The sequence below is a fragment of the Halomonas sp. IOP_31 genome (assembly GCF_021151495.1).
Taxonomy (GTDB): Bacteria; Pseudomonadota; Gammaproteobacteria; order Pseudomonadales; family Halomonadaceae; genus Modicisalibacter; species Modicisalibacter zincidurans.
Window position 1 is genome coordinate 1 of sequence record NZ_JAIRBP010000029.1, and the last position, 12,808, is coordinate 12,808.

11 protein-coding genes are annotated in these 12,808 nt (G+C 65.4%); 9 read left to right on the forward strand and 2 right to left on the reverse strand.

Annotation, left to right across the window (positions count from 1 at the left end):
* On the forward strand, positions 1-275 hold a 275-nt coding region (locus K7I12_RS13560; protein ID WP_231663845.1), incomplete at its 5' end, for an IS66 family transposase.
* 116 nt (positions 276-391) lie between these two features.
* On the opposite strand, the gene K7I12_RS13565 is transcribed toward K7I12_RS13560, so the two are convergent.
* On the reverse strand, positions 392-1,273 hold the full coding sequence (locus tag K7I12_RS13565) for a CYTH domain-containing protein (protein WP_231664440.1): 882 nt from the start codon (positions 1,271-1,273) through the stop codon (positions 392-394).
* Between the two features lie 100 nt (positions 1,274-1,373).
* Between K7I12_RS13565 and K7I12_RS13570 the strand changes: the two genes are divergently transcribed.
* The 6 genes from K7I12_RS13570 (at position 1,374) to glrR (ending at position 9,248) form a co-directional block, all read left to right on the forward strand.
* Positions 1,374-2,054 (forward strand): TIGR00153 family protein, encoded by a 681-nt coding sequence (locus K7I12_RS13570; protein WP_031384175.1) that lies wholly within the window; start codon positions 1,374-1,376, stop codon positions 2,052-2,054.
* A 59-nt stretch (positions 2,055-2,113) separates the two neighbouring features.
* The gene (locus tag K7I12_RS13575) at positions 2,114-3,382 is read left to right on the forward strand and encodes an inorganic phosphate transporter (protein ID WP_231664441.1); all 1,269 of its coding nucleotides are present in this window, start codon (positions 2,114-2,116) and stop codon (positions 3,380-3,382) included.
* A 237-nt stretch (positions 3,383-3,619) separates the two neighbouring features.
* Positions 3,620-4,933 carry an amino-acid N-acetyltransferase gene (gene argA, locus K7I12_RS13580; RefSeq protein ID WP_231664442.1) on the forward strand — a complete coding sequence of 438 codons (1,314 nt, stop codon included), beginning with the start codon at positions 3,620-3,622 and terminating at the stop codon, positions 4,931-4,933.
* A gap of 794 nt (positions 4,934-5,727) precedes the next feature.
* Positions 5,728-7,257, forward strand: a complete 1,530-nt coding sequence (locus K7I12_RS13585; RefSeq protein WP_231664443.1) for a sensor histidine kinase — start codon at positions 5,728-5,730, stop codon at positions 7,255-7,257.
* Positions 7,258-7,260: 3 nt separating this feature from the next.
* A complete protein-coding gene (locus K7I12_RS13590; RefSeq protein WP_031384171.1) occupies positions 7,261-7,788 on the forward strand; it encodes a hypothetical protein in 528 nt (175 codons plus the stop codon).
* 89 nt (positions 7,789-7,877) lie between these two features.
* Positions 7,878-9,248 (forward strand): two-component system response regulator GlrR, encoded by a 1,371-nt coding sequence (glrR, locus tag K7I12_RS13595; RefSeq protein ID WP_231664444.1) that lies wholly within the window; start codon positions 7,878-7,880, stop codon positions 9,246-9,248.
* A gap of 25 nt (positions 9,249-9,273) precedes the next feature.
* On the opposite strand, the gene xseA is transcribed toward glrR, so the two are convergent.
* Positions 9,274-10,623: an exodeoxyribonuclease VII large subunit gene (gene xseA, locus K7I12_RS13600; RefSeq protein WP_231664445.1), complete on the reverse strand. Its 1,350-nt coding sequence runs from the start codon at positions 10,621-10,623 to the stop codon at positions 9,274-9,276.
* Positions 10,624-10,943: 320 nt separating this feature from the next.
* Between xseA and K7I12_RS13605 the strand changes: the two genes are divergently transcribed.
* Both K7I12_RS13605 and K7I12_RS13610 read left to right on the forward strand, forming a co-directional pair.
* Positions 10,944-11,717, forward strand: a complete 774-nt coding sequence (locus tag K7I12_RS13605) for a FadR/GntR family transcriptional regulator (RefSeq protein WP_031384168.1) — start codon at positions 10,944-10,946, stop codon at positions 11,715-11,717.
* A 14-nt stretch (positions 11,718-11,731) separates the two neighbouring features.
* Positions 11,732-12,805 carry a TRAP transporter substrate-binding protein gene (locus K7I12_RS13610; protein WP_231664446.1) on the forward strand — a complete coding sequence of 358 codons (1,074 nt, stop codon included), beginning with the start codon at positions 11,732-11,734 and terminating at the stop codon, positions 12,803-12,805.
* The last annotated feature ends 3 nt before the right edge of the window (positions 12,806-12,808 follow it).

Here is a 12,808-nt window from a genome sequence, read left to right on the forward strand (position 1 = left end):
AGGCGTACGAGGACGACGTGCTGCGTTTTCTCGAGGATCCCGCCGCGCCTTTCACCAACAACCAGGGGGAGCGCGACCTGCGGATGACCAAGGTGCAGCAGAAGATCTCGGGCTGTTTTCGCGCCTGGGAGGGCGCCGAGATCTTCTGCCGGATGCGCAGCTTCCTCTCCACCGCGGTCAAGCAAGGCATGGCGGCGCATACGGCGCTGGAGCAACTGTTTGCCGGCGAGGTGCCCACCTTCATGCGACAGGACGACCAGGATCAGGCGGCATGAGCTGAATAGTTACCATAAGTTTTTCCTAAACCAATCGTTTGGGCTCACCGTAAGCCACTCCATGACTTGCATGCTCTCACAAGGGCGCTCCACAGCGCACTGCCCATGGGGGCGGCTCAACGCGCATCCAGCGCAGCGAGCAGGGCGAGGCTGTGCTGCCCGAACGAGGGCGTCAGCCATTGCGGCTCGGCGAGGGCGTCGATGAGCCGGCGGGCCGGCTGGCGGATCGCCGTGGTCAGGCTGGTATCGTCGGCGAGCGAGTCAAAGGCCTCCCGGGCCCGGGATAGGCATTCACGCTCGCCGCTGTCACTCAAGGCATCGAGAGCGGCGATCGCCAGGTCGCAACGCTGTCGCGGCGTGGCGGTGCGCAGCTCGGCGGCGCTGGCCAGGGTCGGCCGGCGGCCATCGCACAGCAGCGCACCGCGGGCTGCCTTGCTGGCATTGGCCGGACGCAGCGCGACATGCTCGGCGAGCGCCTCGGCGAGTCGCCACAGCTCGCTCGGCGCGCCCCGCTTGAGCTCGAGTTCCAGCTCGTCGATGGCCACGCGGCGTTGTCCGGCGCGGATCTCGCCCTGGTCGAGGGCAACCTCGATCGTCGCCTCGGCGTCTTCGACCAGCCAGCGGGTGCGCGCGAAGTCGGTGGCAAAGCGTGGCTCGAGAGCGAGCAGCACGTCGCGGCCGAGCGCCTGCATCGGCGGCAATGCCGCGAGACCGGCAAGGTCGAGAGCCTGCTCGCTGACCGGCCATTCCCATTCGCCGCGCGAGGAGAGCCCGCCGGAGCCTTCGCCGGCGGTCTTGAGAGTCTGCAGGATGCGCTGCGGAGTGCGCCGCAGGCGCAGCGCCACGCGCTGACGCTGCAGATCGCCGGCGGGCGTGTCGTAGTAGCTGTTGATCAGCGTTTCGCGACGTGCACTGAGCCCGGCGAGACGCGGATGAGCGGCGAGCCGCTGGGCTGCGCTTTCGCCCAGGACCAGCTTGAGTTCGATTTCCCTAGCCATCGTGACGCTCTCTTGCAAGTAAAAGCGATTAATTTTTCATGACGTTGCGTGTCGCAGTCACTATACTGTCGCCGCCATTTCCAACCGACGAATGATGCTCATGGTGACTTCCAACCCCTTCTCGTCGTTGTTCGGGCGATCGCCGTTTCAGCCGTTGCTGGCGCACATCGTCAAGACCAGTGAGTGCGCCGATCAACTGTTGCCCTTCTTCGACGCCTCCCAGGCCGGCGACTGGGACGAGGCCGCCAAGTATCGCGAAGCGGTCACCGATCTTGAGCACGACGCCGATATGCTCAAGACCCAGTTGCGGCTCAACCTGCCCAACACGTTGTTCCTGCCGGTGTCGCGCTCCGACCTGCTGGAACTGATCAGCGTGCAGGACAAGATCGCCAACAAGGCGCGGGACATCACCGGCATCATGCTGGGCCGGCGCATGCAGGTGCCGGCGGAAATGGCCCAGCCGATGCGCGACTACCTGCGTACCGCCGTGGCTACCGTAGCGCAGGCGCGCAAGGCGCTGGAAGAGCTCGAGGAGCTGCTCGAATCCGGCTTCGGCCGCAATGTCTCCGACCTCATGCACAACCTGATCCGCGAGTTGCACGAACTCGAGCATCAGGCCGACGACCAGGAGATCGCCATTCGCCGCCAGCTGTTCGAACTCGAAGCCAAGCTGCCGCCGGTGGATGTGATGTTCCTCTATAACATCATCGACTGGATTGGCGATCTCGCCGACCGCGCCGAACGCGTCGGCAGCCGTCTGCAGATCCTGACCGCACGCTGAGGCTGCGGCGCTCGACGCGCACCGGTCTCGCTTCACGCCACCCAAAAGAACGCGTGCCTATGTCCATCATTGCGCAGTACGGCGATGTATTCATCATCCTCGCCAGCATCTTCGGTTTCTTCATGGCCTGGGGGATCGGCGCCAATGACGTCGCCAATGCCATGGGAACTTCGGTCGGCTCCAAGGCCATCACCATCCGCCAGGCGATCCTGATCGCGGTGGTCTTCGAATTCCTCGGCGCCTGGCTGGCCGGCGGTCAGGTCACCGAGACCATCCGCAAGGGCATCATCGATCCCACCTTGTTGACCGAGGAACCGCAACTGCTGGTCTACGGCATGCTGGCTTCACTACTGGCCGCCGGGCTGTGGCTGTTGATTGCCTCGACCCGCGGCTGGCCGGTGTCGACCACTCATTCGATCGTCGGCGCGATCGTCGGTTTCGCGGTCGCCGGGCTGGGCTTCGATGCGGTGAGCTGGCCCAAGGTCGGGAAGATTGCCGCCAGTTGGGTGGTATCGCCGCTGCTGGCCGGCACCATCGGCTTCGTGCTGTTCCGCTCGGTGCAACTGCTGATCTTCGAAAACCGCGACCCGTTCGCCGCAGCCAAACGTTATGTCCCGGGCTACATCTTCCTGGTCGGCTTCATCATATCGATGGTCACGCTGGTCAAGGGGCTGTCGCATGTCGGTGCCGACTTTTCATTCGTCGAGAGTCTGCTGATTTCGATCGCCATCGGGGTCGCGATCATGGTGCTGGGGATCTTTCTCGAGAATCGCGTCAATCGCGACAAGAAGCGTCGCGGCGATAGCTTCGGCTTTTCCAGCGTCGAGCGGATATTCGGCGTGCTGATGATGTTCACCGCCTGCGCCATGGCCTTCGCCCACGGTTCCAACGATGTCGCCAACGCCGTCGGTCCGCTCGCCGCAGTGATCAGCGTGGTCCAGTCCAGCGGCGAGATCGGCAAGGCCGCGGCGCTGCCCTGGTGGGTGCTGGTGCTGGGCGGTGGCGGCATCGTCATCGGCCTGGTCACCTATGGCCACAGAGTGATCGCCACCGTCGGCACCGGCATCACCGAGCTCACCCCGAGTCGCGGTTTCGCCGCGACGCTGGCCGCGGCCACCACCGTGGTGCTGGCCTCGGGCACCGGGTTGCCGATTTCCACCACCCATACGCTGGTCGGCGCGGTGCTCGGCGTGGGCCTGGCGCGCGGCATGGCGGCGCTCAACCTGCGGGTGCTGGGCACCATCATCATGTCGTGGCTGATTACCCTGCCGGCTGGAGCGGGGCTGGCGATCCTGTTCTTCTTCATGTTCAAGGGGATGTTTGGCTGACGAGCGACGAGCGACGAGCGACGAGCTGCGAGCTGCGAGCTGCGAGCTGCGAGCTGCGAGCTAAATGCTGCCGAAGCCCGAAGCCGCTCTTTACAGCGCCCCGAACCTGGCGCTCGGAGCCCGAACGGCGGCACCCGAAAGGTGCCGCCGTTTTTGCGCGTCTGATATAGTCGCTGTATACCCGCCATGCGCCGCGATGCGTGGTCGCTATCTACATTCCGCCTCCGGGGGCCCGGCTTGAACACGCGCTTTCCCTTCGTCGACTGGTTCCGCAACTCATCGCCCTACATCAACGCCCATCGCGGGCGTACCTTCGTCATCCTCATCGAGGGCGAAGCGATGGCCAACGGGCGCGGCGAGCAGTTGATCCAGGACCTGGCATTGCTGCATACCCTGGGCGTGCGGCTGGTGGTGATCTACGGCATCCGCCCGCAGGTCGGCGCGGCGCTCGACGCGGCGGGCATCGTGGCCGAGCGTCACGCCGGGCGCTGGGTCGTCGACCACGCGATCATGCGCTGCGTGGAGCGTGTCGCCGCCGAACAGCGGCTGTGGCTCGAGGCGCGGCTGTCGTTGGGGCTGCCCAACACGCCGTTGCATGGCGTCGAGCTGACCGCGGTGTCGGGCAACCTGGTAATGGCCAAGCCGCTGGGCGTGCGCGGCGGTATCGACTTCGACCACAGCGGCGAAGTGCGCCGGGTGCGTGCCGCCGCCATCGAGTCGCTGCTCGACCGCGGCACGCTGGTGGTACTGCCGCCGCTGGGGTTTTCCAGCACCGGCGAGGTGTTCGACCTAGACGCCGCCGAGGTGGCTCAGCAGGCCGCCGTCGCGCTCAAGGCCGACAAGCTGATCCTGCTCGGCGAGGCCGACGGCCTGCGCGACGACAGCGGGGCGTTGCAGCGCCAGCTGACCCCGGGCGATGCCCGGCCGCTCGGTGAGGCCGCCGCGGCCGGCAGCGAGCTGGCCCGCCACCTGGCGGCGGCTTGCGAGGCGGCGCGGCACGGTGTGGCGCGCACCCATCTGATCTCCTGGCACGACCATGACGCGCTGCTCGGCGAGCTGTTCACCCGCGACGGGGTGGGCACGATGATCACCCAGCATCGCTATGAGCAGCTGCGCCCGGCGGGGCTTGGCGACATTGCCGGCCTGCTCGAGCTGTTACGCCCGCTCGAGGAGCGCGGCATGCTGGTGGCGCGTTCGCGCGAACGCCTCGAGCACGAGATCGACGACTATCTGGTCATCGAGCGCGACGGCATGATTATCGGCTGCGCGGCATTGCATGCGTTCAACGACGCCGCCATGGCCGAACTGGCCTGTGTCGCCGTGCACGACGACTATCGTGGCGGTGCACGCGGCGCGTTGCTGCTCGCCGAGCTCGAGCGACGCGCCAGGCGCGACGGGATCGCCGCGCTCTTCGCGCTGACCACCCATACCGCCCACTGGTTCTTCGAGCACGGCTTCGGGCTGGCGGATATCGAATCGCTGCCGCCGCTACGCCGCGAGGCCTACAACTATGCCCGCAAGTCGAAGATCCTCGTCAAAAGCCTGAATTGAGCCCGCCTTGGGGCCCGTTCAGCGCTCGGGCTGTACCCGTCATGCTCGCTTCTGCCCGATCGTTGCTAAATGGATACGCGTCAAGCTTATGAATTAAAAAGTGTTTGTGCGTAGCTTCCTGGGAGTGTCTTCGATTGCAGACAGTTTGCGCTGTGCAATGGCGCTTCTTGCCATGCTTTCTTCGCGCCAAGCTTCCGGCAATCAGATATTCTATTTTTAAGTTATTGAAATTAAATAATTAACTATCGTTCTGGCACGCCATTCGCAATGATATAGGGCGAGCAACGGGAAGTGGTTCAACGGCTCGATCCACTACCCGACCGGGCTCCAGGCGGTCTTCCACGACCCTGTGCCGAGACCGCCAACCGCTCGGTAGCGTCTGCTCCACGCGATGTGTGACTTAGGTTGCGATGAGACGGGTACTGCTAGCCAGCAAGGATGTGTACCTGTAGGGCATGGATGCCCAGGCAAGGATGCCACTCCCCCTTACGGGGGACATATTGACGGCGCGACGCCCAGGCGACGCGTCAACCGGACGAAGCCAGGCGGTTCGCCGCCAGAAGTGAAATCGCAGTCCCTGGCAGACTCAAGGCGATTTCACGGTTTCGGGCTCCCACGGGGAGCCGACTCCGAGTCTCATGCGTGTCTGGCCAGGCAGATCATCATGAGTACTCACATGACCCTTCAGTTCCCTGCGTACCTTGGGCCGGCTCTGCCGGCCCGCTTTTTTCGTAGCACCGGTGTCCCACCGCTTACCCGAACGGTAACTCTGTTATGCTGTGCGGAGAGAATGAATGACGTTGACCTTCTTTCTGCATAGAACTGTTTCCATGACCTCCCAGGTCTCGCGCCGCTGGCGCCCGCGCTCGCTATTGCAGCTCGTATTGCTGGCCTTTCTGGTCGTGATGCTGCCCCTCGCCGTCCTGATGTTTCAGGCCGGCGAAGTCTTGTCGGAACTCTCGCAACTGGCCAACGTCAGCGCGCGCCAGGCCGTCGATCAGACGCGCCGGGCCCGCGAACTCTCCAATCTGGCCGTGGAGATGGAGCGCAGTGCCCGCCAGTATGCGGTCGTCGAGCAACCCGGCCTGATGGAGATCTTCAGCGACAAGGCCGAGGCGTTTTCCAAGCTGCTCGACGAGCATCAACGCCTGCTGCCCGGCAATCCCGACCTGATCGCGTTGCGCCAACAGCTCGATTGGCTTACCGGGCTCCCCGCGCTCACCCCCGAGGCAGTCAGTGAAGAACTCGACCGGTTCGCCAGCTTCGCCACGCATACCGAGGCGCTGCGCAAGGCCACCAACCGCCAGATCGACAATCGCATCGAGTCGATCAGCGATCGCGCCGGCGAGGTTCAGCGGCGGCTATGGCTGCAGACTGCAGCGCTGGTCTCGGCGAGCCTGCTGTTGATGCTGCTGTTCACCTGGCTGATCATCCGCCCGATCCGCCAGCTCGAGCGGCGCATTCTCAGCCTGGGCAGCGGGGCGGAGCCGCCCCTGGCGCACCATATCCAGGGCCCTGCCGAGCTGGTCAGCCTCGGCGAGCGGCTGGACTGGTTATCGGCCCGGCTCAACGAGCTCGAGGCCCAGAAGCAGCAATTCCTGCGCCACATGTCGCACGAGCTCAAGACGCCGCTGGCCAGCGTGCGCGAAGGCACGGCGCTATTGAGCGACGACGTGGCCGGCGCGCTGAGCCCGCGCCAGCGCGAAATCGTCGAGCTGATCGACGCCAGTGGCGAGGAGCTGCAGACCCTGATCGAACAGCTGCTCGACTACAATCTGCTACAGCACAATCAGGGCGTGATCAACGAGCGTTTCGATATCGCCACGGTGATCAAGGAAGTCCTCGCCAAGCATCAGCTGGCGCTGGAGAAGAAGGGCATGCAGGTGATCGCCCACCATCAACCGCTCGAATGGCGCGCCGATCGCAGCCGCACCATGCGCATTCTCGACAACCTGGTGTCGAATGCCATTGCCTACGGCGAGGATGGCGGCGACCTGGAGCTGCGCGCCCAGCGCCGTGGCCGCACGCTGGCGATCGAGGTTGCCAACAGCGGCGAGCCGATCGCCGATGAGGATCGCGGACAGCTGTTCGATGCATTCTACCAGGGCCGGGCGCGACGCAAGGGCGCGCTGAAGGGCTCGGGTATCGGCCTGTCGGTAGCCGCCGATTGCGCCAAAGCCCAGAACGGGACGCTCACGCTCAATGATGATGACCCGCTCGACGTGTGTTTTCGGCTGACGCTGCCGTGGAATGCCGAAGCGGGCAACGAGACCAATACGCCGCAAGCCAGGCTCACAGCGGTAAGCAATGACGCAAGGAACTGATCAATGAAGCATCCGATACTCATGGCCGGCGTGCTGAGCGTTTCGCTTGTGCTGGCCGGTTGCCAGCAATTGTTATCGCAGCGCGACGAGCCCCTCGACATGACGACCGACCAGTGCCTGTCCGAGATACCCAGCCTCGAAACCAACAGCTGCCTGATCGAATCGTGGATCGCTTTCGGCCTGGCCGCCCAGCGTGGCGATGCCGTGTGGCGCGAGAACACCTTGGCCGAACTCGAGGGCAATACCGCGCGCCAGCGCCTGGCCCGCGCAGTGGTGCTGTCGTGGGCTGAACGCGAGCGCTGGAAGGATGCCTCGGAACTCTACAAGGCCGACCTGGCCGCCGCGCCCAGTGAATTGCAGCCGCTGTTGCGCCAATGGCTCAACGGCCTCGAGGGTCGTCGCGCGCTGCTCGACGAGATCGCTGCCAGCAAGAGCGCGCGCAACAAGGCGATCCAGGAGCGCGACGCGCTGGCCGAGAAGCTCGACGCGCTGACGGCGATCGAACAAAGCATCAATTCGCGCCAGCAATAGTCCGAGCCCCCAGAGGGCGGCTGGCGCCCTGAACTAAGCTTTGCCTGAAAAGTCGGCGAGCACTTTTCACAGAGCGGAGGAGCGACACCGTGAAGCACGCAGCCCACATCCTACTGGTGGACGACGATCCCAGCCTGCTCAAATTGCTGGGCATGCGTCTGGAGAGCCGCGGTTACCGGGTGACTACCGCCGATAACGGCCGCCAGGCGCTGGAGTGCCTGGAGCGGGCGCGCCCCGACCTGGTGCTTTCCGACCTGCGCATGGACGAGATGGACGGCATGGCGCTGTTCCAGCAGTTGCAAAAGCGCGTTCCCGGCCTGCCGGTGATCATCCTCACCGCTCATGGCTCGATTCCCGACGCGGTCAGCGCCACCCGCCAGGGCGTGTTCAGCTTCCTGACCAAGCCGGTCGACCGCGACGAGCTGTTCGCGGCGATCGACGACGCCCTGACCCAGACCCCCGGTCCCAGCGTCGAGGGCGACGATGCCTGGCGTTCGGCGATCATCACCCGCAGCCCGCACATGGAAAAGGTGCTCGAGCAGGCGCGGATGGTCGCCGGCTCCGACGTCAGCGTACTGGTCACCGGCGCCTCCGGCTCGGGCAAGGAGCTGCTCGCCAGCGCCATTCACCAGGCCAGCTCCCGGGCCGACAAGCCGTTCATTGCCATCAATTGCGGCGCGTTGCCCGAGCAGTTGCTGGAAAGCGAGCTGTTCGGCCACGCCAAGGGCGCCTTCACCGGCGCGATCAGCCAGCACGAAGGGCTGTTCCAGGCCGCCGACGGCGGCACGCTGTTCCTCGACGAGATCGGCGACATGCCGCTGCCGCTGCAGGTCAAGCTGCTGCGCGTGTTGCAGGACCACCAGGTACGCCCGCTGGGCTCGACCACCTCGATTCCCATGGATGTGCGGATCATCTCGGCGACCCACCGCGATCTCGACCGGGCGATGGCCGAGGGCGACTTCCGCGAGGATCTCTACTACCGCCTCAACGTCGTCAACCTGCGCCTGCCGCCGCTCAAGGAGCGCGCCGAGGACGTGCCGCTGCTCGCCAAGCACCTGGTCACCCAGGCCGCCGCGCGGCACAAGCCGTTCGTCAAGGGCTTCTCCTCCGGGGCGCTCAACCTGCTGGCCGGAAGCGCCTGGCCGGGCAACGTCCGCCAACTGGTCAACGTGGTCGAACAATGCGTGGCGCTGACCAGTTCGCCGATCATTCCCGAGGCGCTGGTCTCCCAGGCGCTGGCCGCCGAGGAGAACGCGCTGCCGTCGTTCAACGACGCCCGCGCCGGCTTCGAGCGCAGCTACCTGATCAAGGTACTCAAGATCACCGAAGGCAACGTCACCCAGGCGGCGCGCATCGCCGGGCGCAACCGCACCGACTTCTACAAGCTGCTGGGCCGCCACTCGCTGGAACCCGGCGCCTTCAAGCCTGGCGCCGACGCCGAGCAGCTCAATCAGGCCTGAGTGCCACTAAGCGTCTGTCGGACGCTCAGCCCTTGCGCAGCCGCCGCTTCACTTCCAGCCTGAGGCGTCCCTCGCCAAGCCGCGCGGTCAACATCTGGCCCGGCTGGGTGTCGGCGGCACTGCGCACCACCTGCCGCTCGTCGTCCTCGAGGATCGCATAGCCGCGCCCGAGCACCGCCAGCGGGCTGACCGCCTGGAGCTCGCGGGCCAGGGCGCCGAGCCGTTGGCGGCGCTGTTCGAGCTGGCGCGGCATGGCCTGATACAGCCGCTGCTGCAGGCCGTCGAGCTGGCCGCGGGCGCGGGCCACGCGGTTCGACGGATCGTAGCCGGCCAGCCGGCGTTGCAGATGCTCGACACGCATCCGTTCGCCGCGCAGGCGCTGATCCATGACGCGGCTCAGGCGGCTTTCGAGCTGGGCGAGGCGCTGGCGTTGCTGGGTCAGCCGCTCGCCGGGATGGCGCAGCCGCGCGCGCAGATGATCCAGGCACTGCGCCTCGCGCTCCAGGCGCGAGCGCTGGCAGCGCAACAGGCGGCGTTCGGCATCCTGCAGGCGCCGGCGCAGGTCGCGCTGGTCGGGCACCAGTTGCTCGGCGGCGGCGGAGGGTGTCGGTGCGCGCACGTCGGCGGCGAAATCGGCCAGGGTGGTGTCGACCTCGTGGCCCACCGCCGCCATCACCGGCAGCCGCGAATGGAAGATCGCCCGCGCCAGGTGCTCGTCGTTGAACGCCCACAGATCCTCCAGGCTGCCGCCGCCGCGAGTCACCAATAGCGCATCGAAGCCCGGACCGTTGGGCATCTCGGCAAGCCGGTTGGCGATGGCGATGGCGCGGATGATCGCCGGCACCGCCTCCTTGCCCTGGACCGGCACCGGCAGCAGCGTGACCGGTACCAGCGGCCAGCGCGCCTGCAAGACCGCCAGCACATCGCGGATCGCCGCGCCGCTGGCCGAACTGATCACCGCCAGGTGGCGCGGCGGGCAGGGCAGCGGACGCTGGTTGGCGAACACGCCCTGGGCGTCGAGCTGGCGCTTGAGGCGTTCGAAGGCGGCGAGCAGCGCGCCCTGGCCGGCGGGCTGCACTGCCTCGACGATCATCTGGTAATCGCCGCGCGGCTCGAAGATCGACACCTTGCCGCGCAGCCGCACCTGGTCGCCGTTGTCGAGCGGCGAGGTGAAGCGCGCGCGGTTGCGAAACAGCGCGCACTTCAACTGGGCGCGATCGTCCTTGAGGGTGAAGTAGACGTGCCCCGAAGCCGGCCGCGCCACGCTCGAGACCTCGCCCTCGACCCAACAGTCGCCGAAGCCGCGCTCCAACAGCATCCGCGCCTGGCGGTTGAGCTCGCTGACCGAAAGGGTCGGGGTGCCGGTGTCGTCCATCGCGGGCCTCGCAGGTCGGGCAGTGTGGGAAGGGCAGTCTAGCATTCTGGCTACGAGCTACGAGCTACGAGCTACGAGCTACGAGCTACGAGCTACGAGCTACGAGCCGGTGCCTCCGCTATCGGGAATAAATTCCCTCCCACAAAAAAACCTCAAGCGCTGAGTTCGCGGAAGGGTTTCGCGAGAGCGAATTCAGCCGTGATGGGGTTGGCCTGGCCCCGCCATGGTCGACCAAAGGATAAAGGCGCTGTGCCGGCGATTGTTTGATTCTATGTCGGACATAGTCAGTATCTAGTCCTACAAGGAAACGTCGGGATCCGATGAGCAACGCCCCTGCCGCCACAGGTCGCAGCCCGCGACCGGACATAGCCGAATACCTCGCCGAAGCCATCTTCAGTGGCCGCTACGCGCCGGGGGAGTTCGTGCCCAGGGAACTGGACCTGTGCGAGCAGTTCGGGGTCAGTCGCAGTACCGTGCGAAGCGCGCTACAGACCCTGGTGGCCGCCGGTCTGCTCAAGCGTATCTCGGGGCAGGGCACGCGGGTGCGGGCGCTGCAGGAATGGCACCTGCTCGATCCCCAGGTCAGCGCCTGGATGGCGCGTTTCGCCCAGCCCAACCCGCGCATTCAGCGCGAGATATTCGCCTTCCGGGTCGCCGTCGAGCCGTTCGTCGCCCGGCTGGCCGCGGAGAACGCCACCGCCGTCGATCTGCTCGCCATCGAGACCGCCTACGAGGGCATGATTCGCGCCCTCGACGATGAGGGCCTATGTTGGCAGGGGCAGACGCACGATGAATACGACGTGGCATTCCATGAAGCCGTGTTCGCCGCTTCGCACAATCTGGTCTGGGCTCAGATCAGCCATGTGCTCAAGCCGGCGATCGCCTTGCTGGTCGAGCGCTCCAATCATAGCGCCGACGAACTCAACGACAGTATGGAACGCCATCGCCGCGTGATGGAGGCCATCCGTCTGCGGCAACCCGAACAGGCCGCACAAGCGGCGCTGGTGGTGCTGGATCGCACCGGGCGGGATCTCGGCCTCGAGGACTTGACCCGTCAACTTCCCACTCTCGAAACCCAAATAACAAGCGATTAAAGGACGCCTATCCCATGACGCTAAGCACTCCGCTCAAGACGCTAACCGCTGCCGTTCTCGGTGCCATGGCCTTCAGTGCCCAGGCCGCCGAATACGAATGGACCTTCCAGACATCCGAGACCGCGGGCGAGCCGCAGTTCGAGATGAAGAAACAGTGGGCCGAGAACGTCGAGACGATGTCCGACGGCCGTATCTCGATTGAAATCCTGCCGGTCGGTGCCGTCGTTCAGGCCAACCAGACCCTGCAGGCGGTGCGCTCCGGCATCCTCCAGGGCCATCTGACCGATCCCAGCTACTTCAGCGGCCAGAACCCGGCGTTCGGCATGATGGGCAACCTGGTGGGGGCCTGGAGCGACCCCTACAATTTTCTCGATTACATGAACAACGGCGGTGGCGAGGCAATCTACGACAAGCTGGCCGAACAGTACGGCGTTCACCTGATCGGCGCCGCGGCGACCGGCCTCGAATCACTTCCCTCGACCCGGCCCATCAAGAGCGTCGAGGATCTTCAGGGGCTCAAGTTGCGTACCCCCGAGGGCATGGTCTCCAACGTCTTCGAGAAAGCAGGCGCGACGCCGGTCAATCTGCCGGGGTCCGAAGTCTATACCTCGCTCGAGAAGGGCGTGATCGATGCCGCCGACTACACGGTATTCGCCACCAACCAGGCCCAGGGGTTGCACGAGTTTGCCAATTATCCGAGCTATCCGGGCTTCCATTCGCTGCCGATGGTCGCCGTGTCGCTCAACAAGGAGATCTGGGACGGGCTGCCGGAAGATCTCAAGGCCATCCTGACCACCTCGGTGGATGCCATGGCCTACAAGATGGTCGGCGAGCTCAAGACGCGTGACCTCCAGGCGGTACGCGAAGCACGCCAGGATCCGGACATCACTATCGTCGATCTACCCGCCGAGGAGCGCGCCAAGTTTCGCGCCATCGCCAAGAAGGAATGGAGCCAGTGGGCCGACAAGAATGAAATCACTCAGGAGTTCTACAAGTCCGTGGTGAGCTATCTGGAAAATCAGAACCTTCTGCAAGCCGAAGACAGCGCATCCGCCAAGGCAAGCGAGAAAGCCGCCGACAAATCCTGATCT

Coding starts and splice junctions, on each gene's coding strand:
- K7I12_RS13590 (WP_031384171.1), top strand. CDS start 7,261: ATGAAGCATCCGATACTCATGGCCGGCGTGCTGAGCGTTTCGCTTGTG.
- K7I12_RS13570 (WP_031384175.1), top strand. CDS start 1,374: ATGGTGACTTCCAACCCCTTCTCGTCGTTGTTCGGGCGATCGCCGTTT.
- K7I12_RS13575 (WP_231664441.1), top strand. CDS start 2,114: ATGTCCATCATTGCGCAGTACGGCGATGTATTCATCATCCTCGCCAGC.
- K7I12_RS13585 (WP_231664443.1), top strand. CDS start 5,728: ATGACGTTGACCTTCTTTCTGCATAGAACTGTTTCCATGACCTCCCAG.
- K7I12_RS13610 (WP_231664446.1), top strand. CDS start 11,732: ATGACGCTAAGCACTCCGCTCAAGACGCTAACCGCTGCCGTTCTCGGT.
- K7I12_RS13565 (WP_231664440.1), bottom strand. CDS start 1,273: ATGGCTAGGGAAATCGAACTCAAGCTGGTCCTGGGCGAAAGCGCAGCC.
- xseA (WP_231664445.1), bottom strand. CDS start 10,623: ATGGACGACACCGGCACCCCGACCCTTTCGGTCAGCGAGCTCAACCGC.
- K7I12_RS13605 (WP_031384168.1), top strand. CDS start 10,944: ATGAGCAACGCCCCTGCCGCCACAGGTCGCAGCCCGCGACCGGACATA.